This window comes from Mitsuokella apri (assembly GCF_051886055.1).
Lineage (GTDB): Bacteria > Bacillota > Negativicutes > Selenomonadales > Selenomonadaceae > Mitsuokella.
Genome location: NZ_JBJEXT010000066.1, coordinates 16,576 through 40,069 on the forward strand (window position 1 = coordinate 16,576; position 23,494 = coordinate 40,069).

Annotated in this window: 28 protein-coding genes; 4 read left to right on the forward strand and 24 right to left on the reverse strand. The window is 56.3% G+C overall.

Annotation, left to right across the window (positions count from 1 at the left end; all coding sequences use genetic code 11):
- Positions 1-5 precede the first annotated feature (5 nt).
- The 18 genes from lspA to ACI4OH_RS09490 form a co-directional block, all read right to left on the reverse strand.
- Positions 6-449: a signal peptidase II gene (gene lspA / locus ACI4OH_RS09405; RefSeq protein WP_435720620.1), complete on the reverse strand. Its 444-nt coding sequence runs from the start codon at positions 447-449 to the stop codon at positions 6-8.
- Positions 450-458: 9 nt separating this feature from the next.
- Entirely contained in the window at positions 459-1,109 is a 651-nt protein-coding gene (locus ACI4OH_RS09410; protein WP_439784648.1) for a DivIVA domain-containing protein, read from the reverse strand.
- Between the two features lie 55 nt (positions 1,110-1,164).
- Positions 1,165-1,959, reverse strand: coding sequence for a YlmH family RNA-binding protein (locus ACI4OH_RS09415; protein ID WP_435720622.1), 795 nt, complete (start codon positions 1,957-1,959; stop codon positions 1,165-1,167).
- A 14-nt stretch (positions 1,960-1,973) separates the two neighbouring features.
- Positions 1,974-2,780, reverse strand: a complete 807-nt coding sequence (proC, locus tag ACI4OH_RS09420) for a pyrroline-5-carboxylate reductase (RefSeq protein WP_439784649.1) — start codon at positions 2,778-2,780, stop codon at positions 1,974-1,976.
- Positions 2,781-2,827: 47 nt separating this feature from the next.
- Positions 2,828-3,349, reverse strand: coding sequence for a cell division protein SepF (locus tag ACI4OH_RS09425; protein ID WP_432646433.1), 522 nt, complete (start codon positions 3,347-3,349; stop codon positions 2,828-2,830).
- A gap of 35 nt (positions 3,350-3,384) precedes the next feature.
- The gene (locus ACI4OH_RS09430) at positions 3,385-4,077 is read right to left on the reverse strand and encodes a YggS family pyridoxal phosphate-dependent enzyme (RefSeq protein ID WP_439784650.1); all 693 of its coding nucleotides are present in this window, start codon (positions 4,075-4,077) and stop codon (positions 3,385-3,387) included.
- A 68-nt stretch (positions 4,078-4,145) separates the two neighbouring features.
- The gene (pgeF, locus tag ACI4OH_RS09435) at positions 4,146-4,979 is read right to left on the reverse strand and encodes a peptidoglycan editing factor PgeF (RefSeq protein ID WP_432646431.1); all 834 of its coding nucleotides are present in this window, start codon (positions 4,977-4,979) and stop codon (positions 4,146-4,148) included.
- Positions 4,980-5,013: 34 nt separating this feature from the next.
- Positions 5,014-6,738 (reverse strand): TIGR03960 family B12-binding radical SAM protein, encoded by a 1,725-nt coding sequence (locus tag ACI4OH_RS09440; RefSeq protein ID WP_435720624.1) that lies wholly within the window; start codon positions 6,736-6,738, stop codon positions 5,014-5,016.
- A gap of 58 nt (positions 6,739-6,796) precedes the next feature.
- Positions 6,797-7,321 (reverse strand): transcriptional regulator NrdR, encoded by a 525-nt coding sequence (nrdR, locus tag ACI4OH_RS09445; protein WP_435720625.1) that lies wholly within the window; start codon positions 7,319-7,321, stop codon positions 6,797-6,799.
- Positions 7,322-7,323: 2 nt separating this feature from the next.
- A complete protein-coding gene (locus ACI4OH_RS09450; protein WP_435720626.1) occupies positions 7,324-9,168 on the reverse strand; it encodes a YgiQ family radical SAM protein in 1,845 nt (614 codons plus the stop codon).
- Entirely contained in the window at positions 9,168-10,244 is a 1,077-nt protein-coding gene (locus ACI4OH_RS09455) for a helix-turn-helix domain-containing protein (protein ID WP_435720627.1), read from the reverse strand. Before ACI4OH_RS09455 ends, ACI4OH_RS09450 begins: the two co-directional genes overlap by 1 nt.
- A gap of 116 nt (positions 10,245-10,360) precedes the next feature.
- Positions 10,361-11,506, reverse strand: a complete 1,146-nt coding sequence (locus ACI4OH_RS09460) for a cysteine desulfurase family protein (protein ID WP_435720628.1) — start codon at positions 11,504-11,506, stop codon at positions 10,361-10,363.
- Positions 11,503-11,955, reverse strand: a complete 453-nt coding sequence (locus ACI4OH_RS09465) for an RrF2 family transcriptional regulator (RefSeq protein ID WP_432646425.1) — start codon at positions 11,953-11,955, stop codon at positions 11,503-11,505. Before ACI4OH_RS09465 ends, ACI4OH_RS09460 begins: the two co-directional genes overlap by 4 nt.
- A gap of 153 nt (positions 11,956-12,108) precedes the next feature.
- Positions 12,109-13,515 carry a replication-associated recombination protein A gene (locus tag ACI4OH_RS09470; RefSeq protein ID WP_439784651.1) on the reverse strand — a complete coding sequence of 469 codons (1,407 nt, stop codon included), beginning with the start codon at positions 13,513-13,515 and terminating at the stop codon, positions 12,109-12,111.
- Between the two features lie 55 nt (positions 13,516-13,570).
- Positions 13,571-14,023, reverse strand: a complete 453-nt coding sequence (gene dut / locus ACI4OH_RS09475) for a dUTP diphosphatase (RefSeq protein WP_439784652.1) — start codon at positions 14,021-14,023, stop codon at positions 13,571-13,573.
- A gap of 130 nt (positions 14,024-14,153) precedes the next feature.
- Positions 14,154-14,408: an RNA chaperone Hfq gene (gene hfq / locus ACI4OH_RS09480; protein WP_432646422.1), complete on the reverse strand. Its 255-nt coding sequence runs from the start codon at positions 14,406-14,408 to the stop codon at positions 14,154-14,156.
- 55 nt (positions 14,409-14,463) lie between these two features.
- The gene (gene miaA / locus ACI4OH_RS09485; protein WP_432646421.1) at positions 14,464-15,489 is read right to left on the reverse strand and encodes a tRNA (adenosine(37)-N6)-dimethylallyltransferase MiaA; all 1,026 of its coding nucleotides are present in this window, start codon (positions 15,487-15,489) and stop codon (positions 14,464-14,466) included.
- On the reverse strand, positions 15,486-16,163 hold the full coding sequence (locus ACI4OH_RS09490; RefSeq protein ID WP_432646420.1) for a metal-dependent hydrolase: 678 nt from the start codon (positions 16,161-16,163) through the stop codon (positions 15,486-15,488). Before ACI4OH_RS09490 ends, miaA begins: the two co-directional genes overlap by 4 nt.
- A gap of 242 nt (positions 16,164-16,405) precedes the next feature.
- Here ACI4OH_RS09490 and ACI4OH_RS09495 point away from each other — a divergent pair, with 242 nt between their 5' ends.
- Positions 16,406-17,113, forward strand: coding sequence for a thiamine diphosphokinase (locus ACI4OH_RS09495; protein WP_439784653.1), 708 nt, complete (start codon positions 16,406-16,408; stop codon positions 17,111-17,113).
- Positions 17,114-17,123: 10 nt separating this feature from the next.
- On the opposite strand, the gene ACI4OH_RS09500 is transcribed toward ACI4OH_RS09495, so the two are convergent.
- The 5 genes from ACI4OH_RS09500 to thrS form a co-directional block, all read right to left on the reverse strand.
- Positions 17,124-17,939, reverse strand: coding sequence for a TrmH family RNA methyltransferase (locus ACI4OH_RS09500; RefSeq protein ID WP_435720633.1), 816 nt, complete (start codon positions 17,937-17,939; stop codon positions 17,124-17,126).
- Between the two features lie 93 nt (positions 17,940-18,032).
- Positions 18,033-18,386, reverse strand: a complete 354-nt coding sequence (gene rplT, locus ACI4OH_RS09505; RefSeq protein WP_005842448.1) for a 50S ribosomal protein L20 — start codon at positions 18,384-18,386, stop codon at positions 18,033-18,035.
- 51 nt (positions 18,387-18,437) lie between these two features.
- A complete protein-coding gene (gene rpmI, locus ACI4OH_RS09510) occupies positions 18,438-18,635 on the reverse strand; it encodes a 50S ribosomal protein L35 (protein WP_432646417.1) in 198 nt (65 codons plus the stop codon).
- Entirely contained in the window at positions 18,622-19,200 is a 579-nt protein-coding gene (gene infC / locus ACI4OH_RS09515; RefSeq protein ID WP_432646455.1) for a translation initiation factor IF-3, read from the reverse strand. The genes rpmI and infC overlap by 14 nt, the downstream gene beginning before the upstream one ends.
- A 206-nt stretch (positions 19,201-19,406) precedes the next feature.
- Positions 19,407-21,326: a threonine--tRNA ligase gene (thrS, locus tag ACI4OH_RS09520; protein ID WP_439784654.1), complete on the reverse strand. Its 1,920-nt coding sequence runs from the start codon at positions 21,324-21,326 to the stop codon at positions 19,407-19,409.
- A gap of 445 nt (positions 21,327-21,771) precedes the next feature.
- On the opposite strand from thrS, the gene ACI4OH_RS09525 reads away from it, so the two are divergent.
- The 3 genes from ACI4OH_RS09525 (at position 21,772) to ACI4OH_RS09535 (ending at position 23,022) form a co-directional block, all read left to right on the forward strand.
- A complete protein-coding gene (locus ACI4OH_RS09525) occupies positions 21,772-21,981 on the forward strand; it encodes a hypothetical protein (protein ID WP_435720635.1) in 210 nt (69 codons plus the stop codon).
- Positions 21,982-22,428: 447 nt separating this feature from the next.
- Positions 22,429-22,713, forward strand: a complete 285-nt coding sequence (locus ACI4OH_RS09530; RefSeq protein WP_432646596.1) for a type II toxin-antitoxin system RelE/ParE family toxin — start codon at positions 22,429-22,431, stop codon at positions 22,711-22,713.
- 12 nt (positions 22,714-22,725) lie between these two features.
- Complete coding sequence (locus ACI4OH_RS09535) at positions 22,726-23,022, forward strand: HigA family addiction module antitoxin (RefSeq protein ID WP_432646595.1); 297 nt, start codon at positions 22,726-22,728, stop codon at positions 23,020-23,022.
- A 45-nt stretch (positions 23,023-23,067) separates the two neighbouring features.
- Here ACI4OH_RS09535 and ACI4OH_RS09540 read toward each other — a convergent pair whose 3' ends face one another.
- Positions 23,068-23,460 carry a (deoxy)nucleoside triphosphate pyrophosphohydrolase gene (locus ACI4OH_RS09540; RefSeq protein ID WP_432646594.1) on the reverse strand — a complete coding sequence of 131 codons (393 nt, stop codon included), beginning with the start codon at positions 23,458-23,460 and terminating at the stop codon, positions 23,068-23,070.
- Between the last annotated feature and the right edge of the window lie 34 nt (positions 23,461-23,494).

Here is a 23,494-nt window from a genome sequence, read left to right on the forward strand (position 1 = left end):
CATATTCAATCATCCATCTCTTTCATGCGGAATAAAATCGCGAAAATCATGCTGGCCACGCCGAGCACGATGGCCACATCGGCGATGTTGAAGACCGGCCAGATGCGGAAGTCAAAAAAATCAATGACAAGGCCCTGACGGATGCGGTCGATGAGGTTGCCCACGGCGCCTGCAAGCAGGGCCACGCAGCCATAATAAAAGGCAGCGGGCTGACGGCGCAGTCTCTTGTGATAAAAGAGAAACGCCGCGAGCAGCGCGGCAGCTGCCAGCACGAAAAACCAGCGCGCGGAGGGCAGCATGCCGAAGGCCGCACCGGGATTCAGCACATAGGTGATGTGGAAAAACGGCTCCACGACGCCGACGCTCTCGCCCGGCAGGAAATTGCTGCTGATATAAAACTTCGTCAGCTGGTCGATGACGAGGATAAAAGCAAAGAGTAGGTACGCCATGGCGCGCAATCAGCCTTTCTGTGCGGCAGACGGAGCAGCCTGCGCAGCGTTCTGTGCATTCTGTGCGTTCTGTGCGTTCTCATTCTGCACGCTGCTGACACTGCCATTGATGCTGCCTGCCTGCTGAGACTGCAGATTCTGCGGTGCTTCCTGCTTTGGCGCAGCTGCCTGCTGGCGCGGCAGGCGGTCGATGGCATCGCGCAGCACGGCGAGCTCCGACTCCAGGGCAGCCTTCGTCTGCAGCAGAAACTGCGACTTGGCTTCGATGAGGCGGCAGTACTCGACCGTTGCGGCCTTGACCTGATGGTCTGCGGCTTCCGTCATCTGGCGGGCCGAAATCTCCGCATCGCGGCGCATGTTCTGGCATTCCTTGGCCGTGTTTTCGCGCAGGCTCTGGGCATCCTGCTTCGCGGACTCCGTGAGATTCGTCGCCGTCTGCTGAGCGAGCTTCAGGGTCTCCTTGATGCTGTCCTCATTTTTCTGGAACTGCTGGTTCTCTTTCTTCAGGCGCGCGACTTCCTCCTTGAGATTGTCGTTGTCGCGGAAGAGTTTTTCGTAGTCGTTGACGACCTGGTCGAGGAAGTCATCGATTTCATCCTCATTGTAGCCGCGAAAACTGCGCTTGAATTCTTTATTGTGGATATCGAGTGGTGTAAGCAAAGCCAAGATCTCCTATCTTTTCTTTCTATATAATAGATGAGTTCTTACTACTTATTTAAATGTAACGCTTGAGCACGACGACCGTGCGGCCCTTTTTCGTCTGGCCGCGGACTTCGGCGACTTCAAGGCGGCCGCGGCCGCGCATCGAGATGATGTCGCCTTCCTTGACCGTCTGCGAGGCGCTCTTGACGGGCTGCCAGTTGAGCTTCATCTTGTCGGCCGCGATATCAGCGGCGGCGCGGCTTCTTGAAGAACCAAAGCCCGAGGCCGCAATCGAGTCGACGCGAAGCGACGCCACGGTCGCGCGGATTTCCTTGCAGCGCTCCTCGCGCGGCGCGATGTCCGCGAGGTCCGCCATTTCGCAGGAGACGCCGACCGCGCCGATTTTGGTTAGATTCTGCAGGAGGTATGCTGCCATCTTGCTGTCGCAGAGGATGCGCACGGAGTCAGCCGTGACGAGAAGGTCGCCGAGGCGGTCGCGCTCGATGCCGAGGCCCATCAGAGCCCCTAAGACATCGCGGTGCGACAGGCGCGCAAACTGGCCGTTCCAAGAGGTGCGCAGGCAGGCGATGTCAAAGCCTGACGGCGTGCCCTGAAAATCTTCGTGGATGTACATGGCCCGCGCGCGTTCCGCGCCCTGATAGCCGCCATTAAAATCCACGCGGATTCCCGGATAGTTTGCGGCTACAGTCTCGGCGATTTCCTGACCGTACGGGTCAAGAAAACCGCTCAGGCGGAATTTCTGGCTGCGCTGCACGGCTTCGGCGAGGTCGACGAGCTTGACGACCGTCTCCTCACCTTCCGTACCCTTATAAAAGCGTATGAGTTTTTCTTTTTGTTCACTTGCCATGATTTATTTCTTTCTTATTTCCCTAACTCCCGGGACTTTTCCGTCGCCGCGATGACGGCATCGATGAGCGCGCCGCGCAGGCCGCGGTTTTCAAGCACGCGCACGCCGGCAATCGTCGTGCCCGCAGGGCTCGTGACCTGGTCGCGCAGGACATCGGGGTGTTTGCCCGTCTCAAGCACCATCTTTGCGGCGCCGTAAACCGTCTGTGCGGCAAGGAGCGTCGCGGCATCGCGCTTAAGGCCGGCGGCCACACCGCCATCAGACAAAGCATCGATGAGCAGGAACACATAGGCCGGGCCGCTGCCTGAAAGGCCCGTCACGGCATCCATGGCCGTTTCCGAAACCTCGATGGCACGGCCGGCCGCCGCGAGGATTTCCTGCACGATGGCGGCTTCTGCCTGACCTGCTTTTTTGCCGCAGGCAAAGGCCGACATGCCCGCGCCGACGGAAAGCGGCGTATTCGGCATGATGCGCAGGACCGGCTGCTTCGTAAACGATGCTTCGAGCACCGTAAGCGTCAGGCCGGCGACGATGGAGAGAATCAGCGTGTGCTCCCCGACTTTATCCCTGACTTCCGCAATGGCCTTCGCAGCAGCCTGCGGCTTGATGGCCAGGAACAGTACATCGACACTGCCGATAAAGGAATCGGCGCCGACGCAGGCATGAATGCCGTACTTTGCGGCGAGTTCCTGACAGCGTGCGGCCTTGTGGTCGGATACAAAAACATTTTCACGGCTGACCGTGCCCTGCGTGATGCCGGCAACAAGTGCCTCTGCCATCGCGCCGCCGCCGATAAAGCCGATGCGTAAATCCATGCCCATGGAAAAGCCCCCTGTTATTTATGACCTGTTATAGTATAATGATGTTTTTATTTCTTGAGCCACGGCATCTCGGTCGAGACCTTGCGCTCTTCTTCCGTGTACGTCACATTGACATTGCTCGGCGCACAGAGGAAGACATTATGGCCAACCTTCTTGATTTCACCATTGAGCGCGTACGTCGTGCCGCTGATGAAGTCGATGATGCGCTTCGCGGACTCGGCATCCGTGTGCTCGAAGTTGATGACGACCGGCTTTCTCTCGCGCAGGTTGTTGGCGACCTGCTGTGCGTCGTCGAACGTCTTCGGCTCGATGATGATGACTTTCATCTGCGCCGCTACGACATTTTCACGGACGGAAGTGCCGGAACGAAGATTGACTACATTGTCCGCTTCCTTCTCCTGCCGCTCTCTATTGTTTCCCAACTCTTCTTCCTCCTTCTCGCCATAAGGGCGCTTCTGACTGCGTTCTCTTTTGGCCGCTTCTTCCTCTGCCTCTGCTTCTGCGAGCTTGGCTTCCTCATCCGGATCCGACAGGCCGAATTTGCCACAAATCTTGTCGATTACATTCATCTAAAACACTCCCCCAGTTTCTCTATGGACTGGTCTCAATACTGACGCGGTCCAAAGATCGCCGTGCCGACGCGGACGATATTCGCGCCCTCTTCCACCGCAATCTGATAATCATGAGTCATACCCATTGATAAATATTTAATATTCGCGGTCTTGAACGGAATTTCCTTTACCTGCTGGAAAATTTCATACATTTCGTGGAAAAGCGGACGGCATTGTTCCACATCATCGTAATTTGGCGCAATGCACATGAGTCCGACGAGGTGGAGATGCGGCAGCGTGTCGATGAGGTCGAGAAGCGGGCGCAGATCTTCCTTGTAAATGCCCGACTTGCTCTCTTCCTTCGCGAGGTTGACCTGCACGAGGATATCCTGCACTTTATCGATTTTGCCTGCTTCCTTGTCGAGTGCGCGCGCGAGGTGCTCGGAATCGACGGAATGAATCAGGCTGAAGTATTTGACGGCCTGCTTGGCCTTGTTCGTCTGCAGATGGCCGATGAGGTGCCACGTGACATCGCGTTCGAGGACATCGAACTTGCTCTTGGCTTCCTGAATGCGGTTTTCGCCGATGTCCGTCGCGCCGGCGTCGATGGCCTCGCGCATCGCTGCGACATCGTGATTCTTCGTGACGGCCACGAGCTTCACGGGCGCGTCTTTCGGCACGCGCGTGCGGCGTTCCATGGCTTCTTTGATATTGTGTTCAACTTTATGGAGATTTTCTGCAATCATGCGACTTCCCCCGTTTTATAAAGAAAGGATAAAATAAAAAATGATAACGTGATGAGAGACCTCGCGGCTCAGCCGCGCAGCGCGATGACCGCGGCGAGGCGGCCCGTTTTGCCGGCATCGGCGCGATGCGAAAAGAACATATCGTGATGACAGGACGTACAGGTCTGCGCTTCATCGATGTGTTCCGGCAGGACGCCGGCCTCTTCGAGCTGGATGCGGTTGGCCGCCCAAAGGCTCAGATGCGGCTTGCCCGTATCCGCAGATTTTTCCGGGAAGAGCTCCGCCTCATGGCCCGGAAAGGCCTCGCGGAATTTCGCTTCGACCTCAGGGCCGATTTCATAGCAGCACGGGCCGATGGATGGGCCGATGGCCGTGAGCAGGTCCCTTGGCTGCGTGCCGAATTCTTCCTGCATGCGGCGGACCGTCTTATAGCCAATGCGGTTTACCGTGCCCTTCCAGCCGCCGTGCGCGATGCCCACGGCCTTGTGCACGGGGTCGAGGAAAAGAATCGGCGTACAGTCGGCAAAGCAGAGCAGCAGTGGCAGGTTCGGCACATTCGTAATCAGCGCGTCCGTGCGCGGGATGGCATCGGCGTAAGCTTCTGCGCCCTTGCCGGCCTCAGCAAGGCCCACGCGCTCCACGTGGATGCCATGGACCTGTTCCGGCGTCACGAGGCGCGCGGCGTCGAGGCCGAGGGCGCCGAGATAGCGGCGGCGGTTCTCGATGACATCCTCGGGATTGTCGCCGACGTGCAGGCCGAGGTCCAATGAAGACCACTGACCACGGCTTACGCCGCCCCTGCGCCCCGAGACGCCGTGTACGGCAATTTTCTTTGGAAACAGGGAAAACTCGCCGCTCTCTATATGATGTTCTTTATCGATTTCATGCAAAGAAAAGCTCATGAAAACACCTCTTTATAAAATTCAGGAAAGCGCTTCAGCAGACGCCGCAGCGGTGGCAGCCCTCAAAGCACGGGATGGTGGGCTTGAGCTCCTTCGCTTTTTTGAGCTCATCGTAGAGATACGACTTATGAAAGCCCATATCGAGACGCTCCCAGGGGAAAATCTCATCCTCGCCGCGCTGCCGGTAAAGATAAAACGCGGGGTCAAGCCCCTTTTCCTTCAGCGCGCGCTTGAAGGCCTTGCTGCCACCGAGTTCATGGGCAAGGAGCAGGGCCTCGCCAACGCGGCGGTCGCCGCGCGAAAGCACGCCCTGAATATAGGCTTCTTTCGGCGACTCGATGTTGACGATGACGTTTTTGCGGCGGCGCAGGGTCTTTTCAAGGCGCTTCAGGCGTTTCTCGACGACCTTGCGGTCGGCCATGGGCTCCCACTGAAACGGCGTAAAGGGCTTCGGGATGAACGGATTGACAGAAAGCGTCAAATTGCCCTTGCTGCCGCGCTCTTCCATGTAATCCTTGAGCCGTTCGGCGAGGTCGATGATGGCGTCGATGTCCTCCTCTTCCTCAAAGGGCAGCCCAATCATGATGTAGAGGCGGAAATTGCGGATGCCCGCGGCGAGGCCGAGGTCCATCGAATGGAACAGATGGTGCTCCTCAATGCCCTTGTTGATGACGGCGCGCATGCGGTCGCTGCCGGCCTCAGGTGCCATCGTCAGCGTCTTGAGGCCGCTTTCCGCGAGCGAATCGACGAGCTCCTTCGTGACGGAATCCGCGCGGAACGAAGCTACGGACATCGAAAGTCCCTCGCCCAAAATATCCTTGCAGAGCTCGTTGATTTCAGGATAGTCGGAAATCGCCGCCCCCATGAGGCCGATGCGCTTGCGGTATTTCAGGGCTTCCTGCACTTCCTCGTTGATGACTGTAAGCGAGCGGTTGCGCGGCCTGCGGAAGCAGTACCCCGCCATGCAGAAGCGGCAGTGGCGGCCGCAGCCGCGCGCCGTCTCAATGAGGTAGAAATTGAATTCCGTGTTGTCCGTGACGACGACCGTATGCGCGGGATACGCGTCAAGGTCCTGCACCCACTGGCGCGAGACCTTCTCAGGAGCCCCCGCAAGCGGTTCGATGGCCGTGATATGTCCCTCTTCGTCGTAATGATGCTCGTAGAGCGACGGCACGTAGACGCCCGGCACTTCGGCGAGTTTTTTCAGGAGCTCCGTCCGCGTCAGGCCCTCTCGTTTTGCCTCATGGTACGCATCCATAAAAGCCGGCATGATAACCTCGCCCTCGCCGATGATGAAGGCATCAAAAATCGCGGCGAGCGGCTCCGGATTGAACGTCGGGCAGGGACCTCCTGCCAATAAAATCGGGTCGCGCTCGCCGCGCTCGGATGCCCGGAGCTTGACTTTGCCCATCTCGAGAAGCTTCAATATATTGAAATAGTCCATCTCAAACGAAACGGCAAAGCCCAGCACGTCAAAATCATAAAGAGGCGACTGCGTCTCGATGCTCATGATTGGCGTGCGCGTATTCTCGTAGCGCTTGATTTTCGTGCGTTCCGGCAGAAAGACGCGCTCGCAGGCCGTGTCCTGACGCTTGTTCAAAAGGTCATAGATGATGTGAAAGCCGAGATTTGACATGCCGACAAAGTAGGAATTCGGATAGACGAGGGCAAAGCGCGTGCGCGTGCCGACGGGATAGACATAGTATCCCTGTTCTTCCTGCAGCTGCTCTTTGAGCTCTTTCTTGAGTTCCCAGTCCAAGCAAAATTCCTCCAATAAGAATCTAAAAATCAAAAATCATAACATACAAAAGCCCGTCTCACTTCTCAGGCTCTTGTTTGGTCTTTGCTTCAGGCTCTGCGCCTGCCTGTTTTTTCTTCTGCCCCCGCTGCTTGCGCGCCTGCATATCCTGCAGTTCTTCGAGGAAGCTTGAGATGTCCGCGAATTTACGATAAACCGAGGCAAAGCGGATGTAGGCGACATCGTCGAAATCCTTCAGGCGCTCCATGACGAGGCGGCCGATGTCCTGCGAAGAGATTTCGCGGTCCATCGTATTGCGGATGTCGCGCTCAATCTCATTGACGAGGCCCAAAATGCGTTCCATCGAGATGTCGCGCTTGTCGCAGGAACGGATGATGCCGTTTAAGATCTTGTCGCGCTTAAAGACTTCGCGGCGGCCGTCGTGCTTGATGACCATCAGCGGCAGCTTCTCAACGACTTCATACGTCGTGAAGCGTTTGCCGCAGGCCGTGCATTCGCGGCGGCGCCGTATCGTCATGCCGTCATCTGTGGCGCGCGAATCGATGACGCGGCTGTCTTCATGTTTACAATAAGGACATCTCATACTTACCCCTTCTTTATCTGTCTGCGCGGCCGCACGAGACACTTGGGCCCAAAACCGATGAGATCTTCGCGGTGGGCCATATGCAGGGCCTTCCGGACGATCTCATGATTCTTCGGCAGCCAGTACTGCATGAGCGCCCGCTGCATTCTCTTCTCTTCATATGTTTTGGCCGAGTAGACCTTTTCGCCTGTCAGAGGATTGATTCCCGTGTACCACATGCAGGTCGAGAGCGTGCCCGGTGTCGGGATGAAGTCCTGCACCTGCTGCGGATGGTACCCCATGTCGCGGATGAATTCCGCAAGTTCGATGGCATCGCTGAGTTCCGAACCCGGATGACTCGACATGAAGTACGGCACGAGGTACTGCTTCTTGCCGAGCTTCTCGTTGATACGGCGGAATTTCTCGGCAAAGCGCAGGTAGACGGCGCGGTTTGACTTGCCCATGAGCCGCGTCACGCGGTCGGAGATGTGCTCCGGCGCAATTTTGAGCTGGCCGCTGACGTGGTACTTGCAGAGCTCGTAGAGGAAGTCGTCCTTGGCGAGCAGCAAATAATCGAAGCGGATACCCGAACGCACGAAGACTTTCTTGACGCCCGGCAGGCTCCGGAGCTCCCTGAGAAGCTTGATGTAATCGCTGTGGTCGGCCACGAGCATTTTGCAGGGCTCCGGCGACAGGCACGGTTTGCCGCGGCAGGTGCCGCGCTTCAGCTGGCCGTCACACGAAGGACGGCGGAAATTCGCCGTCGGGCCGCCGACATCGTGGATGTAGCCCTTGAAGCCCTTCATCTGCGTGAGGATTTTCGCCTCGCGCAGGATGGACGCATGGCTGCGGCGCTGGATGATGCGGCCTTCGTGCGAGATAATCGCGCAGAAATTGCAGCCGCCAAAGCAGCCGCGCTGCGAGACAAGGCTGAACTGCACTTCCTTGATGGCCGGCACGCCGCCCGCCTTCTCGTAAATCGGATGATATGTGCGCATATAAGGCAGGTCGTAAATTTCATCCATCTGCGCCTCATTTAAAGGCAGTGCCGGCGGATTCTGCACGACGCACCATTCGTCGTTCTGCTGCAGGAGCCTGCGCCCGCGGATCGGGTCCTGCTCGAGGTATTCGAGCTTGAAGGCCTCGGCAAATTTCTTCTTATCTTTATGCACCTCGGCAAAGGACGGCAGTTCGAGGTAGTCCCACGCGTAGTCCTTATTGGGCACGCGGTAGCACGTGCCCTGTACATCCTGAATATTAGAGACTTCAATGCCCTGCTGCAGATCTGCGGCAATCTCGATGATGGCGCGCTCGCCCATGCCGAAAATCAAGAGGTCGGCCATGCTGTCGACGAGGATGGAGCGGCGGACTTCGTTCGACCAGTAGTCGTAATGCGCCATACGCCTGAGGCTCGCCTCAATGCCGCCGATGATAATCGGCACATCGGGGTAGAGCTCGCGCAGGCGGCTGCAGTAGACAATCGTCGCGCGCTCGGGCCGGTGGCCGGACTGTCCGCCCGGCGAATACGCATCTTCGTGGCGGACTTTCTTTGCCGCCGTGAATTTGTTGAGCAGCGAGTCCATATTGCCCGCCGAGACGAGGAAGCCGAGACGGGGCCTCCCAAGGCGGCCAAAATCCTTCGTCGAGTGCCAGTCCGGCTGCGGGATGATGCCGACCTTGTAGCCGTGCTTTTCAAGCAGGCGGCAGATAATCGCCGGGCCAAAGCTCGGATGGTCGACATAGGCATCGCCTGAAATAAAGACAAAGTCAAGCTGCTGCCAGCCGCGCTTTTCCATATCTTTGCGGCAGATTGGCAAAAATCCCTCCGCATTCAACTGCCCTTTTGGCGTTTCGTTCTGCTTCTGCATCAATTATTTTCCTTCGTGAAGGTCTTGTTGGCAACCTGACCGTCCTTGCCGGCCTTGCCGAGGTCCTTGCCGTTGACGGAGAACGAGACGGCACCGGCATCGCCGACGCGGACCGTGACCTTATCCTGACCTTTCCAAGTCTGGCTGTCGCCCTTCTTCAGCGTGCCCTCGTAGATGGTCTTGCCGTCGGCCTTGACCTCGAGCCAGCAGTCGGCGGAGAACGTAGCCGTGACTTCGACGTCATCGTACGTCTTTGGTGCTGGAGCCTGCTCCTGCTGCTGTGCCTGCTGCGGGGCCTTTGAGGCACTGTCATCGCTGCCCGTCAGTGCATAAGCGGCACCCGCGAGCACGACGAGGATAACGGCGACAATGGCGATGAGCTTCGTATTCGAGCGCTTTGGCTCGTCAAAATCATATTTTGCGGCCGGCTGTTCCCTGCGCGCAGGCCGTGCCTTCGGTGCGGCCGGTTTCGCCGGTCTTACCGGTTTCTTGGCCTCAGGCTGCGGCGCCGGTTTTGCGGCTGGCTGTTCCTGAGTCTCTTGATTTGCCTGACGAACCGGGCGTGCCGGGGCCTGCGGGGCTGCTTTTGGCTCCGGTGCCGCCTTGGGTTCAGCGGCTTTGGGCTGTTCCGGTTTTGCTGCGGGCTTTGTTTCCGCTTTCGGAGCTGGCTGGCTCATGTTTTTTGCCGGTTTTACCGGCTCTGCCGGGGATTTTGGTGCAGCGGCTTTCGGTGCTGCCGGAGCAGCAGGTTTTGCGGCCGGCTGTACCTGAGTTTCCTGATTTCCCTGACGGGCCGGGCGTGCCGAGGCCGGATTCTGCGGTGCAGATGCGGCCGGCTGAGCCGCTCCCCCGTGGCGCTCCGCCGTGAATTCCTGCACGAGCTCATTTGGATTGAGCTTCAGGAAGTTCGCGTAGCTGCGGATAAAGCCTTTCGTGTACACGTCCCCCGGCAGTTCATCATAATTGCCGTTTTCGATATATTCAATGTATAAAGCACGGATGCTCGTGCCCTTCTCGATGTCCTTGTATGTTAAATTCTGTTTCTCCCGCGCCTCGCGCAGTTTATCTCCTAACATCGTGATTCCTCCTTGAAATGAAATGCATTGCCTGCACCTCATTCCATTATACATGATTGCTTTTCTGAAAACAAATTATCCTGACATAATCCTTGACAAATTCTGCTGTTTCTGTCTCAGGCCTGCCCGCGCATGGAAAGAGCCGCCGTCTTCACTGCCTGAAGGAACGCTTCGACCTCTTCCTTGTCCGTGAAGCGGCCCATGGTCACGCGGATGGAAGTATTGGCCTGTTCAGCAGACTGCCCCATGGCCGTCAGCACATGCGATGGCTCAAGTGACCCGGCACTGCAGGCACTGCCGGCCGAGACGGCAAAGCCCATGAGGTCGAGCCTTATGAGCAAAGTCTCGTGGTCGATGCCCTCAAGGCCAAAACTCACATTGCCCGGCAGACGCTTTTCGCGCGGGCCGTTTAAGTGCGCCCCCGGAATCTTCAGGATTCCCTCGATGAGCTGTTCGCGCAGGGCCGTGAGCCGCGCCGTTTCGGAGATCATTTCTGCTGCCGCGAGTTCCGCCGCTTTGCCGAGCCCGACAATGCCGGGTGTATTTTCCGTGCCGGCGCGCAGGCCGCGCTCCTGTGCGCCGCCCGCGATAAGCGGCAAGATCTTTTTCCCACGGCGCAGATAAAGCGCGCCAATGCCCTTTGGACCATATAGTTTATGCCCGGAAAGCGAGAGCGCGTCAACCTGCAGTTTCTTCACGTCCATGGGGATATGGCCGACGGCCTGCACGGCATCCGTATGAAAGAAAATGCCCCCCTCACGGCAGAACGCGCCGATTTGGGCAATGGGCTCAATGGTGCCGACTTCGTTGTTCGCCGTCATAATGCTGACGAGAAACGTATCAGGGCGCACGGCCTTTTCGATGTCTTCCAGGTGTAAGCGGCCCTCTTCATCGACATCGACATACGTCACCTCGATGCCTTGAGGCAGCGACTCGCAGGCGTGCAGCACGGCGTGATGCTCGATTTTGGACGTGATGATATGGCCGCCGCCATTTTTTTCAAGAGCTTCCGCGGCCAAAGAGCGGATAATCCAGTTGTCGCTCTCGCTGCCGCCGCTCGTGAAGAACATCTCCTCAGGCTCCGCGTTTAAAAGTGCCGCGAGCTGCCAGCGCGCGCGGCGCACGGCCTGACGCGCCTCGCGGCCAAAGGAATACAGGCTCGACGGATTGCCAAAATGCTGCGTAAAGTACGGCAGCATGGCAGAAACCACGCGCTCATCCGTTGGCGTCGTCGCCGCATAGTCGAGATAAACGGGCTTCATCTTGCACACCCCACTCTCTTATGCGAAGCATGGGTATCATTGCAGAGGTCGTAGAGCGTGATGTGGTTCAGCACTTCGCTGATGCTGTCGCAGACTTTTTCCCAGACGCCGCGCGTCACGCAGGCACAGGCCCGGTCGCACGGCTGCTCCGAGGACTCCGCGCTCGTCAGCAGGCAGTCCACAAGCGCAATCGGCCCCTCGACGGTCGTGATGATCTCGCCGATGGTGATTTCCTTCGGGCTGCGCGCAAGCATATAGCCGCCCTGCGCGCCGCGCACGCTCTTGACGATGCCCGCACGGCGCAGCGGGGCCATGAGCTGTTCGAGATAATTCTCCGAAAGCCCCTGATTTTTCGCAATACTCTTCAGCGAAACGGCCCCCTCGCCGTCGTGCAGGGCGAGCTCGTAAAGCGCCGTTACGCTGTATCTTCCTTTCGTCGATATCTTCATGGTGCACCTCAGCTTGACAGGGCAAGTATCCCTGTCTCTATGTTGCTAGTCAATAAAATTCACAAATTGGAAATCCGAGTAATTACCTAGGATTTACATATGACAATATAGCAGAAATGCCCCGCACTGTCAAAGATTCCTGTCTGTGAAGCCTCAGGAAAAGCGCTTGGGCCAGCAGGCCCTGAGATACGCGTGGATTTTTGCCTCCGCGCCGTTGTACGTCGGCTCATAGTAGCGGGCCGTGCGGATTTTATCGGGCAGATACGCCTGCTCCTTGAAATGATGCGGATAATCGTGCGGGTAAATGTAGCCTTTGCCATGGCCGAGTTCGGCTGCTCCCTTGTAATGCGAATCGCGCAGATGCACCGGCACCGCGCCGCAGTCCTTCGTGCGCACATCCGCGAGGGCTTTATCGATGCCGAGATACGCCGCGTTGCTCTTCGGCGCCGAGGCGACATACGTCACGGCCTCGGCGAGAATGATGCGCGCTTCGGGCATGCCAACGAACTGCACGGCCTGAGCCGCCGCGTTCGCGAGAATCAGGGCCTGCGGGTCCGCCGTGCCGACATCCTCGGCCGCGCAGATGACAACGCGCCGCGCGATGAACTTGATATCCTCGCCGGCCGCAAGCATGCGCGCGAGATAGTGAAGCGCCGCGTCGGGGTCGCTGCCGCGCATGCTCTTGATGAAGGCCGAGGCCGTATCGTAGTGATTGTCCCCTTTTTTGTCGTAATGCTGCACACGCTCGCCCGTGATTTCTTCAAGCATGGAGAGCGTGATTTCACCGCCCGAAAGCGGCAGCATGGCCGCGGCCCCCTCCAGAAGATTCAGGGCCATGCGCGCGTCGCCGCCCGCCATCTGGGCCATGGCGAGGAGGACTTCGTCGCTTACGGCAATGGCCTGTGCGCCAAGGCCGCGTTCCTTATCCTTTAAAGCCTGCTTCAAAATGGCGATGAGCTGGCCGTCGGTCAGTTTGTAGAGCCTGACAATGCGCACGCGCGACAGAAGGGCGTGATTGACCTCAAAAAATGGATTTTCCGTCGTCGCGCCGATGAGTACGAGGCGTCCGTCCTCGACATACGGCAGCAGCACGTCCTGCTGGCTCTTGTTGAAGCGGTGAATCTCGTCGATGAAGACAATCGTACGGCGCTGGTAGTAGCGCCTTGCCTCGTCGGCCTCTTTAACGATGCGGCGGATGTCGCCGATGCCCGCTGCCACGGCGTTGAGCTTCTCGAAGCGGCTGTCCGTCATCTGCGCGATCATCTGCGCGAGCGTCGTCTTGCCCGTGCCCGGCGGCCCGTAGAATATAATAGAAGGAATCTGGTCCATCTCAATCAAACGGCGCAGGAAACGGCCGCGCCCCACGGCCTCCTGCTGGCCGATGAATTCCTCAAAACTGCGCGGGCGCATGCGGCGGGCCAAAGGCTCAAATGTGCGCAGGGCGCCGCTGCCGGCCGCCTGACTTTGCGCCCTGCCCGAACCGCCTGAACTGCCTGAACTGCCCGCAGGCTGTGCCGGCGGCATCGCAAAGAGGTCGAAGCTCTCTTTATCGTTGTCCATACTGCATTTCACCCTCTCGTACCTGAATTTTTATCATTGCAATCCCCTAACTGCCTTAACGTCCCGTCGAGCCAAAGCCGCCCTTACGCGTTTCGCCCTCGCCGGCCGCATCGCCGTCCGTGGTCAAATACTTCAGAAAGATGCCCTGCGCGATGCGTTCGCCGCTCTCAATCGTCACAGGCTTCGTACCGCGGTTCCAGAGCGCGATGAAGATATGGCCCTCGTTGTCTTCATTATTATAGTAGTCCGCATCGACAATGCCGACGTGATTGACGAGCATGAGGCCGCGCTTGACGGCCATGCTCGAACGGATGTGAATGGTCAGCACTTCATCGGGCTGCATATAGGCCTTGAGCCCCGTCGGCACCATGGCCGTCTCTCCCGCACCAATCACCACGGAGCGTGCTGCCTGCAGGTCGTAGCCGGCGCTCATCGCCGTCTTGCGTTTTGGCACCTCGATGCCGCGTCCCTGATACTGCGATACGATTTCAAAACCTCTCGTCTTCATATAATGTATCTCCCGTTCTTTCTCACCAGAAAAGGCCCTTCCCGCTCAAGGCGGAAGGACCTTTAAACCAAAAAGCAAAATCAAAAACCGAAAAACAAAAGAAAATGCCTCTCCTCAGGCATGCTTCTTTTTATTTTTCCGCGTGTTCTGCATGTTCCGCAGAAAAGGCTCCGGCAATCGGATGGGCCGGCGTAATCGTCGAAATGGCATGCTTATAAACCATCTGCTGCTTGCCGAGCGAATCGAGCACGACCGTAAAATTATCGAAACCGCGTACATTCCCCTTAATCTGGAACCCATTGACCAGATGGATCGTGACGGGAATATTTTCTTTACGAACCTGATTGAGGAAACTGTCCTGCAGGTTGATTGTCTTGTTTGGCATAGAACTCCACCTTTCCTAGCACCTGTTTATTACCTATCTATATCTTTACTTTCGCTTATCTTTCTAAAAATCCTGCCATGTCATGCAAAATCCTGTGCAAAAGTTCATCAGCAGACTGGGCCGCGGGCTCGTACCAGTGAATGTATTTCATCTTGCGGTACCACGTCAGCTGGCGTTTGGCAAAGCGGCGCGTGCCCCTTTTGATGGTCTCGACGGCCTCCGCGCGCGTCATTTCGCCCGCGAGGTACGCGGCCGTCTCCTTGTAGCCGATGCCCTTCATTGCGGGCATAGAGCGCGTGACACCCGAAGCCAGCAATCCCCTGACTTCTTCTTCGAGTCCCGAAGCAAACATGATATCGACGCGCCTGTTGATGCGTTCATAAAGAGCCTCGCGCTCCCACGAGAGGCCGATGACAAACGCATCGTAGAAGAGATTTTTCTGCAAATCTTCGGCGGATTCTTCGCCTTCGGCATGCTCCGCAAAGGATTTCTCACGCGAAATGGTCTCACCGAAATGCGCGAGTTCCAAAGCCCTTATGACGCGGCGCGGGTTCTTCGCATCGACGAGGGCCGCGGCCTGCGGATTTTCCTGCTGAAGCAGGGCAAAGACGGCCTCCAGCCCTTCTTTCTCGGCCAGAGCCGTCATCTTTTGCCGAAAGTCCGCATGCGTGCCCGTCTCGTTGAACTGGTAGTTCTCGAGCAGGGCCTTGCTGTAAAGGCCCGTGCCGCCGGCAAGAATCGGAATCTTTCCCCTGCCGTTCAGCTCATGGATGATGGCTTCAGCCTGCTGCTGAAAGAGCGGCACGCTGTACGTTTCCGCCGGCTCACAGATATCAATGAGGTGATGTTTTACGCCCTGCCGTTCTGCCAGTGTCGGCTTGGCCGAGCCGATGTCAAAGCCCTTGTAAACGAGCATCGAGTCGCCCGAGATGATTTCCGTATGCAGTGCCTTCGCGAGCTCAACCGAAAGTGCGGTCTTCCCTGAAGCCGTCGGCCCGAGAATGGCAATCAGCTTTTCTTTGTTCCCTGCTCCGCCTGCCGCTGCGGATTTTCCTGAATTTGGCTGTACGGACTGGCTCATTTGAGCTCCATGGACTGGCCGGGCTCGACGATATGAACCTCGGCGCGCGACATGGCCTCGGTGATTTCCTTATAATGGCGCACATCCTGATTGATGAGGGGCCACGTGTTGTAGTGAATCGGGATGACGTGACGGGCATTCAAGAGCTGCGCCGCCATGGCCGCATCCTCAAGGCCCATCGTGTAATTGTCGCCGATTGGCAGCAGCGCGTAGTCGAGCTGGTCCTTGTGGCCGATGAGCTGCATATCGCTGAAAAGCGCCGTATCGCCGGCAAAATAGACGACCTCGCCGCCCATGTAGACGACGTAGCCGCAGGCGATGCCGCCCGCGACGCCGGCGCTGTGCTGTGCGAGCGTCATGCGCACTTTGCCGAACGGCAGCGTCAGCGAGCCGCCGAGATTCATCGGATGCTCTTTAAGGCCCGGCACGCGCTGTTCGCAGACCGCGAGCACCTCCGGAATGCCCACGAGCTCCGCCCCCGTGCGCGCCGCAATCTCCGGCGCATCGCCGAGATGGTCCGCATGGGCATGGCTGATGAGGATGTAATCGCAGTCGACATCCTCGGCTTTAATCGAAGCCTTTGGATTGCCCGTGAGGAACGGGTCAAAGAGCACCTTATATTTGCCATCATCCAGCAGAAAGGCCGAATGACCATAATACGTAAAGTTCAGCATAAATCACAACTCCCTTCGTTTGGTAAAAATTCCTGAGCTTGCCCGTCTTTTGCGGGCGTGTTATGCTATGGTTATCATTATAGCATACTCCTCTGCGAAATTCCTGAAATTCCAGAATATAAGAGAAAATCGAGGTCTTCCCTATGACGCAAAAAAATATGCAGGACAACGCAGCGTCCCAAGCATCCCAAGCAAGCCAAGCGGAACAGTTCTGCACCTTCGAGCTGCCGCAGCTCCTCATCATGCAGAAAAAAACAGCCCCGGCCGCTTCTGACGCTTTCGACGCGCCGGATATTTCGGCCTTTCAAGAAGCCTGCCTGCTCGTCAGCGGCGGCCGTGCGCCCGCAGGCAGCTGGCTGCAGGAAATGGCGGCAGGACGCGATGTCTGGGCCGTCGACCACGGGCTTGATGCCTGCCGCAAAGCGGGGATTCTCCCAGACCGCCTGATTGGTGACGGCGACAGTGCAAAGCCCGCATCCTGGCAGTGGGCCAAAGAGCAAAACGTCCCGATTGCCAAATTCCCAGTCGAGAAAGACGATACGGACACGCAGCTTGCCCTGAAGATGGCCAAAGGCGCCGGCTTTCCCGCTGCCATTGTCACGGGGGCCTTTGGCGGCCGCTTCGACCACGCACTGAGCACCATGATGAGCTGTGCGTTTGCGCCGCTGCCGTGCCTTGTGTCCGACGAGCGCGAAACTTTGGTCTTTGTGCGCGGCGGCGAAACGCTGCAGGTCACGCCAAAAATCGCGCCGAAGGCCATCTCGCTGCTGCCCTTCACCGCTGTCTGCGAAGGCGTGACGCTCCAAGGCACGCACTGGCCTCTCAAAAACGCCGTGCTGACGCAGAAAAGCATGCGCGCCGTCAGCAACGTGCTCGAAAAAGGCCATGACTCGCTGACGATTTCCCTAGAAGACGGCCTCTTGGGCCTCTGCTTTGTCTGGAAGGAATAAACCGGAAAACTCAGGCAAAGCGGCGCTGACGCACGGCCTCGTAGAGCACGACGGCCGCCGAAATGCCGACGTTTAAAGACTCGGCTTTGCCGTACATCGGGATATAGACTTTTTTAGCCTCTTTGAGAAGCTCAGGAGAGACGCCATTGCCCTCATTGCCAAAGACGATGGCCGAAGGCCGCCTAAAGTCCACGGCAAAATGCGGTCTGGCCGTCTCATCGAGGGCCGTCGCAAGGAGCTGGCAGCCCTGCTTTTGGGCAAAATCCACGAGCTCCGCTGCCATCACATTCGTCACAATGGGCAGATGAAAGAACGAGCCCATCGTCGCGCGCACGGTCTTGTCGCCGAAGACATCGACCGAGCCCTTCGTGAAAATCACGCCGTCGGCGCCGACGGCATCGGCCGTGCGGATGATCGTGCCGGCGTTGCCGGGGTCCTGCACGCCGTCGAGCACGGCATAGAGAGGCTCCTGCCCCTGCTTTCTGCGCTTGGCAAGGCCCTCAAGGTTCTCCGTCTTCTGCTCCGCCGCGAGGAAAATGCCCTGCGGCGTGTCGGTCGCGGCGATTTTCTTTGCGAGCGATGCACTGGTTTCGTAAATGGGGCATTTTTTCTGCAGGGCCTTGAGAAGCTTCTGTCCGCGCTCCTTTTGCGCAAATTCCTCCGTATAGAGTGCAAAGCGCAGGGAAAAGTCCGACGCAGCCGCCATTTCCGCGAGGCGCAGCCCTTCCACGCGGAATAAGCCTTCTTTCATGCGGTGCCTGCGCGCAAGCAGGCTCTGCATCAGCTTGATTTTCTTGTTAGCCGCGCTGTCAATGATCTCGGTCATGATAATTTCCTTCTATTATATATAGCGATATACAGAAAAGGCCCGGCGGGCAGCATATGCACCCGCTGGGCCTGAATCATTTCAGAATGAATCTTACTGATTCTCTTTAGCAACAGCTACGAGCTGAGCAAAAGCCTTCTCATCGGAGATGGCGAGGTCAGCCAGCATCTTGCGGTTGACTTCAACACCAGCCTTCGTCAGGCCGTTGATGAGTTTGCTGTAGGAGATACCGTTCGTACGTGCAGCAGCATTGATACGAGCGATCCAGAGACGACGGAAGTTGCCCTTCTTCGCACGGCGGTCACGGCGTGCGTAGTAGAGAGCCTTCATGACGGTCTCATTGGCTTTCTTGAACTGTTTGCTCTTGGAACCTTTGTAGCCCTTTGCGAGCTTCAGGATTTTCTTATGACGTCTATGTGCAGTCACGCCGACTTTAACTCTTGGCATGTTTTTATCCTCCTAAATATATCAATCTTACCAAACGCGCAATCTTCTTGATTAGCCGTTCGGGAGCATCGTCTTAACGCGGGCAAAATCAGCACCAGCAACGAGCGTTGCTTTGCGCAGATTGCGTTTACGTTTCGGAGATTTCTTCTCCAGGATGTGGCTCTTGAAAGCCTTGTTGCGTTTGAATTCACCGCTGCCCGTTACAGTAAAGCGTTTTGCGGCAGCTCTGCGAGTCTTAATTTTCGGCATTGCTATTTCCTCCCATATTCTTCGTCTTTTGCGGCTTCTTTTTCGACGATTTCGCGACCTTCGGTGCGACAATCATCGTCATATTCTTACCCTCAAGTTTGGCATTGCGCTCAACGGAGACGGCATCCCCGAGGGCGGCAGCCACACGCGAGAGAACTTCCTTGCCAAGCTCCGGATGCGAAAGCTCACGGCCGCGGAACATGATCGTGACCTTGACCTTGTTTCCTTCCTCGACAAAGCGAAGTGCGTTCTTCAGCTTGACATCGAAGTCATGCTGTTCAATATTCGGGCGAAGTTTTACCTCTTTGATGTTGATGACTTTCTGCTTCTTCTTGGCTTCCTTCTCCCGTTTCTGCTGTTCATAGCGGTACTTGCCAAAATCCATGATACGGCAGACCGGCGGCTTGGCCTTCGGTGCAACCTCGACGAGGTCGAGATGCTGTTCCTCGGCCATGCGCAGCGCTTCGCGCGTCGGCATGATGCCGAGCTGCTCACCCGTCGCGCTCGTCACGCGGACTTCGCGGATGTGGATCTGTTCGTTGATTCGTAACGATTCCCTGCTAATAGTGGAAACACCTCCTGATTAAAAACGTGACAAACCTGATAAAATAACATAAAAAAGAGGCGGCACAAGGCCACCTCTCAAAACATTCCTGTTATAAACCCAAGTGACTGTTCATCATCAGGTGAGAAGCGGTGGCTTCTTCTTGTTGCGTACTTGACTAGTATACCACGGCAGTCATGCCCTGTCAACACGATTTTGTCAAGTCATTAATATTTCTTGGCTTTCGTCGCAATCTGGTCCTGCAGATAAGCAATGAAGTCCTCGACTTTCATCGTTTCGCTCTTCTGCTCGCCGTACTTGCGGACCGCGACCGTGCCGTTTTCCATCTCCTGGTCGCCGACGACGAGGGAGTACGGCGTCTTGAGCATCTGGCTCTCGCGGATCTTCTTGCCGATCTTTTCGCTGCGGTCATCGACTTCAATGCGCAGGCCGAGGTCGAACATCTTCTTGCGGAGCTCATGCGCGTAGTCAGCCTGCTTGTCCGTGATTGGCAGGATGCGGGCCTGTACCGGAGCGAGCCAGGTTGGGAATGCACCGGCGTAGTTCTCGATGAGAATGCCGATGAAGCGTTCGATGGAGCCGTAAACAACGCGGTGCAGCATGACCGTGCGGTGTTTCTCGCCGTCTTCGCCGACATACGTCAGGTCGAATTTCTCCGGCATCAGCATATCGAGCTGAATCGTACCGCACTGCCACGTACGGCCAATCGAATCCTTGAGGTGGAAGTCGATTTTCGGGCCGTAGAACGCGCCGTCGCCTTCGTTGACAACGTATTTGAGGCCGCGGTGCTCCAGGGCGTTGCGCAGGGCTGCCGTGGATTTCTCCCAAATTTCGTCCGAACCCATCGAATCATCCGGACGCGTCGAGAGCTCGGCGACGTACGTCAGGCCGAACGTGTTGTAGACTTCATCGAAGAGGTCGATCGTGTGCTGGATTTCTTCTTCGATCTGGTCCGGCGTAACGAAGAGATGCGCATCGTCCTGCGTGAAGTTGCGGACGCGGAACAGGCCGTGGAGCTCGCCGGATTTCTCATGGCGATGAACGAGGCCGAGTTCGCCGAGGCGCAGCGGCAGGTCGCGGTAGCTGTGCTGCTTCGAATTGTAGACGAGCATGCCGCCCGGGCAGTTCATCGGCTTAATCGCGTAATCTTCGCCGTCAATCTTCGTGAAGTACATGTTCTCTTTGTAGTGGTCCCAGTGACCGGAAGTCTCCCAGAGTTTGCGGTTCAGGATCATCGGGGTCTTGATTTCCTGATAGCCGTAGCGGCGATGTACTTCGCGCCAGTAGTTGATGAGTTCGTTGCGGATAACCATGCCGTTCGGATGGAAGAACGGGAAGCCCGGGCCTTCCTCATGCAGGCTGAAGAGGTCGAGCTGCTTGCCGAGCTTGCGGTGGTCGCGCTTCTTGGCTTCTTCGAGCATGTGCAGGTAGGCATCGAGGTCGGCCTGTTTCTCAAAGGCCGTGCCGTAGATGCGCTGCAGCATCTTGTTGTGCTCGTCGCCGCGCCAGTAAGCACCGGCGATGCTCATGAGCTTCAGGGCCTTGACCTTGCCCGTCGAAACGACGTGCGGGCCGGCGCAGAGGTCCGTGAATTCGCCCTGCGTGTACATCGTGATTTTTTCGCCTTCCGGCAGGTCGTTTATGAGCTCGACCTTGTACGTCTCACCCTTCTCCTCGAAGAACTTCAGGGCCTCTTCGCGGCTGACTTCCTTGCGCTCGAGCTTGAGGTTCTCCTTGACGATCTTCTTCATCTCTTTTTCGATGTCGGCGAGGTCGGCTTCCGTGAGCTGACGGTCGATATCGAAATCATAGTAGAAGCCGTTGTCGATGGCCGGTCCAATGGCCAGGCGAACGTTGTTGTCCTTGTAGAGGCGTTTGACAGCCTGTGCGAGGATGTGAGAAGCCGTGTGGCGCAGTGCCCAGCGGCCGTCCGCATCATCAAACGTCAGGAACTCTACCTTGCAGTCTTTATCGAGAACGGTCGTGAGGTCTTGCGTCTCACCGTCCACCTTGGCAGCCAGGACCTTTTTAGCCAGGCTGTTGCTTACCTGTTTCACGAAATCCTGAATGCTCGTACCCGCTTCAACCTCGCGTACTGCACCGTCTTTCATGGTAATATTCAACATCTGTATGCCCTCCTTAAAAATCAAAAAAGCTCCGTCCCGAAGAGGGACGAAGCTTAGCATCGTGGTTCCACCCTGATTGCCATCTCCCTATATATAATAGAAGGAAACAGCCACTCAGCATTTCGTAACGGAGAATGTGCTCCGGCAGAGCTTACGCAAAATATCTTCAGCCCTGCAGCTTGGAAGGGGTAACTCCGGCGCTCACCTAGGATGCTCTCAGCCAATGCATCCCTCTCTTGAAGCAGCGTCCCCGCGGTCATGTCTTCCGCATCGCCTTTGCTTTATTCGATGCCCTTATTATATGAGCCTCGCATACACTTGTCAAGCCTTACGGGATTTATTTTTCTGCTGCTTGACGAACTTCCTGCATCTGTTAAAATAAAAGGAACAAACAAGAAGAATCACTCTTCCTATTCCGTACTCATAAATAGAAAGGACTCATGCCATGACCATCATGACCGTACTCTACTTCGTCGTCAATGTCGTCTTCTTCCTCGCGTTCCTCATCCTGCTCGAAGTCATCTGGGGCAACACAAAGATTGCATGGAAAGAAAAGAACTACACAAACCTCTTCCTCTACCCCGTCGGCGGCACCGTCATCTTCGTCATCCTCGCCAAACTCAGCAGCCTCGCGCATGATTTCTTCGTCGGCTGATACTGCGGCACTTATTTCTTGCAGGCCTTGCGGGCAAATGGTATAATAAGTATAGAAAAAGAGGCCACCGTAAGCGGCTGCCCCTAGAACAAATCAAAATGACCGGTCAGATGGGGGTCTTGGCGGTCATTTTTTGTTGCTTCTATCTTTACCAAAGGCGTAGCCTAGGGAAAAACAAGCAATGGCAAGTCCGAAAACATTAAATACGATATCGTATACAACCATTCCGTCCATGCTTCATCCCTCCTTTCAGCCGAAACTGTGGAGGGCTTACAAAATCCCTCCACTTCCAGAAAGAAACCGGAATCAGAGGGCAACCGCCTACCGTTGGTGGCCATCAGCAGTACATCGTACTGCTGATTTTTTTATTCTATCATAAAAGAACACGTAACAGCAACTGTAAACAATTTACTTGATATATACCTGCTTTTCAGGTATAATAAAATCATGATTACAAGTTTTCGGGACAAAGAGACCGAAAAAGTCTATCATCAGATATTTTCAAAGAAACTGCCACAATCAATTCAGCGTCTTGCATTACGAAAATTACTTATGATGGACAATGCAACATGTCTGAACGATTTGCGTGTCCCTCCAGCGAATCATTTGGAACAGCTTTCCGGCCCACGAAAGGATGAGTACAGTATTCGGATCAACAAGCAATATCGAATCTGTTTCAGGCTGAAAGACAGCAATCGTTTCTATGATGTACAAATTGAAGATTACCATTAAGGGGTGATAGATATGGAAAAGTCGTTCATTCCTACTCCGACGATTGCAGAGATTCTGCACGAGGAATTCATGGAGCCATTGGGGATTTCGGCTTATCGCCTGGCAAAGGATATTCACGTTCCCATTTCGAGAATTCAGGATATTTTGCACGGAAAGCGCAGAATCACAGCGGATACTTCCCTGCGTCTTGCGAAGTATTTCGGTGTCAGCGACCGCTACTTCATGGATTTGCAGAACGACATCGAGCTGCGCAATGAAAAAATTGCCCTGAAAAATGAACTCGAAAAAATTGAACCATGTATCGCATAAGCGACAGAAAAATGACCGCACAGCTGCATAACTGGCGGTCATTTTTTATGCCCTTAAAGCTTCTTTGGCCCAGCCGACGGCTTTTACGTCGGCCGGCAGCCAATTGACGGTGTCGAACTCGTCCGGATGAAGCCACTTGGCGCGGTCGTGCACGGTCAGGGTGATATGGTGGCCCATCAAGCGGCAGAGGTAGCAGTCCATCGTCAGATGGAATTTCGGATAATCATATTCGACTGTGCCGAGCAGGCGGTCGATGACGATTTTGGCCTTGAGTTCCTCGCGAATCTCGCGGTGCAGGGCTTCTTCCCCGCTTTCTCCGGCTTCGAGCTTGCCGCCCGGAAATTCGTAGCCGCCCGCAAAATCGCCGTAATTGCGCCTTGTCGCCAGCACGCTCGTACCATCCGTAATGACTGCTGCTGCCACGTGAATCTTTTTCATCTATCTCTTCCTTTCTATCTTTCTGCCCTTCTGC

What these genes read in the sequence shown, in the direction of transcription:
- lspA (WP_435720620.1), bottom strand. Translation starts at nt 449, where the DNA reads ATGGCGTACCTACTCTTTGCTTTTATCCTCGTCATCGACCAGCTGACG.
- ACI4OH_RS09415 (WP_435720622.1), bottom strand. Translation starts at nt 1,959, where the DNA reads ATGGCAAGTGAACAAAAAGAAAAACTCATACGCTTTTATAAGGGTACG.
- proC (WP_439784649.1), bottom strand. Translation starts at nt 2,780, where the DNA reads ATGGGCATGGATTTACGCATCGGCTTTATCGGCGGCGGCGCGATGGCA.
- ACI4OH_RS09425 (WP_432646433.1), bottom strand. Translation starts at nt 3,349, where the DNA reads ATGAATGTAATCGACAAGATTTGTGGCAAATTCGGCCTGTCGGATCCG.
- ACI4OH_RS09430 (WP_439784650.1), bottom strand. Translation starts at nt 4,077, where the DNA reads ATGATTGCAGAAAATCTCCATAAAGTTGAACACAATATCAAAGAAGCC.
- pgeF (WP_432646431.1), bottom strand. Translation starts at nt 4,979, where the DNA reads ATGAGCTTTTCTTTGCATGAAATCGATAAAGAACATCATATAGAGAGC.
- nrdR (WP_435720625.1), bottom strand. Translation starts at nt 7,321, where the DNA reads ATGAGATGTCCTTATTGTAAACATGAAGACAGCCGCGTCATCGATTCG.
- ACI4OH_RS09450 (WP_435720626.1), bottom strand. Translation starts at nt 9,168, where the DNA reads ATGCAGAAGCAGAACGAAACGCCAAAAGGGCAGTTGAATGCGGAGGGA.
- ACI4OH_RS09455 (WP_435720627.1), bottom strand. Translation starts at nt 10,244, where the DNA reads ATGTTAGGAGATAAACTGCGCGAGGCGCGGGAGAAACAGAATTTAACA.
- ACI4OH_RS09460 (WP_435720628.1), bottom strand. Translation starts at nt 11,506, where the DNA reads ATGAAGCCCGTTTATCTCGACTATGCGGCGACGACGCCAACGGATGAG.
- ACI4OH_RS09465 (WP_432646425.1), bottom strand. Translation starts at nt 11,955, where the DNA reads ATGAAGATATCGACGAAAGGAAGATACAGCGTAACGGCGCTTTACGAG.
- ACI4OH_RS09470 (WP_439784651.1), bottom strand. Translation starts at nt 13,515, where the DNA reads ATGGACAACGATAAAGAGAGCTTCGACCTCTTTGCGATGCCGCCGGCA.
- dut (WP_439784652.1), bottom strand. Translation starts at nt 14,023, where the DNA reads ATGAAGACGAGAGGTTTTGAAATCGTATCGCAGTATCAGGGACGCGGC.
- hfq (WP_432646422.1), bottom strand. Translation starts at nt 14,408, where the DNA reads ATGCCAAACAAGACAATCAACCTGCAGGACAGTTTCCTCAATCAGGTT.
- miaA (WP_432646421.1), bottom strand. Translation starts at nt 15,489, where the DNA reads ATGAGCCAGTCCGTACAGCCAAATTCAGGAAAATCCGCAGCGGCAGGC.
- ACI4OH_RS09490 (WP_432646420.1), bottom strand. Translation starts at nt 16,163, where the DNA reads ATGCTGAACTTTACGTATTATGGTCATTCGGCCTTTCTGCTGGATGAT.
- ACI4OH_RS09495 (WP_439784653.1), top strand. Translation starts at nt 16,406, where the DNA reads ATGCAGAAAAAAACAGCCCCGGCCGCTTCTGACGCTTTCGACGCGCCG.
- ACI4OH_RS09500 (WP_435720633.1), bottom strand. Translation starts at nt 17,939, where the DNA reads ATGACCGAGATCATTGACAGCGCGGCTAACAAGAAAATCAAGCTGATG.
- rplT (WP_005842448.1), bottom strand. Translation starts at nt 18,386, where the DNA reads ATGCCAAGAGTTAAAGTCGGCGTGACTGCACATAGACGTCATAAGAAA.
- rpmI (WP_432646417.1), bottom strand. Translation starts at nt 18,635, where the DNA reads ATGCCGAAAATTAAGACTCGCAGAGCTGCCGCAAAACGCTTTACTGTA.
- thrS (WP_439784654.1), bottom strand. Translation starts at nt 21,326, where the DNA reads ATGTTGAATATTACCATGAAAGACGGTGCAGTACGCGAGGTTGAAGCG.
- ACI4OH_RS09525 (WP_435720635.1), top strand. Translation starts at nt 21,772, where the DNA reads ATGACCATCATGACCGTACTCTACTTCGTCGTCAATGTCGTCTTCTTC.
- ACI4OH_RS09530 (WP_432646596.1), top strand. Translation starts at nt 22,429, where the DNA reads ATGATTACAAGTTTTCGGGACAAAGAGACCGAAAAAGTCTATCATCAG.
- ACI4OH_RS09535 (WP_432646595.1), top strand. Translation starts at nt 22,726, where the DNA reads ATGGAAAAGTCGTTCATTCCTACTCCGACGATTGCAGAGATTCTGCAC.
- ACI4OH_RS09540 (WP_432646594.1), bottom strand. Translation starts at nt 23,460, where the DNA reads ATGAAAAAGATTCACGTGGCAGCAGCAGTCATTACGGATGGTACGAGC.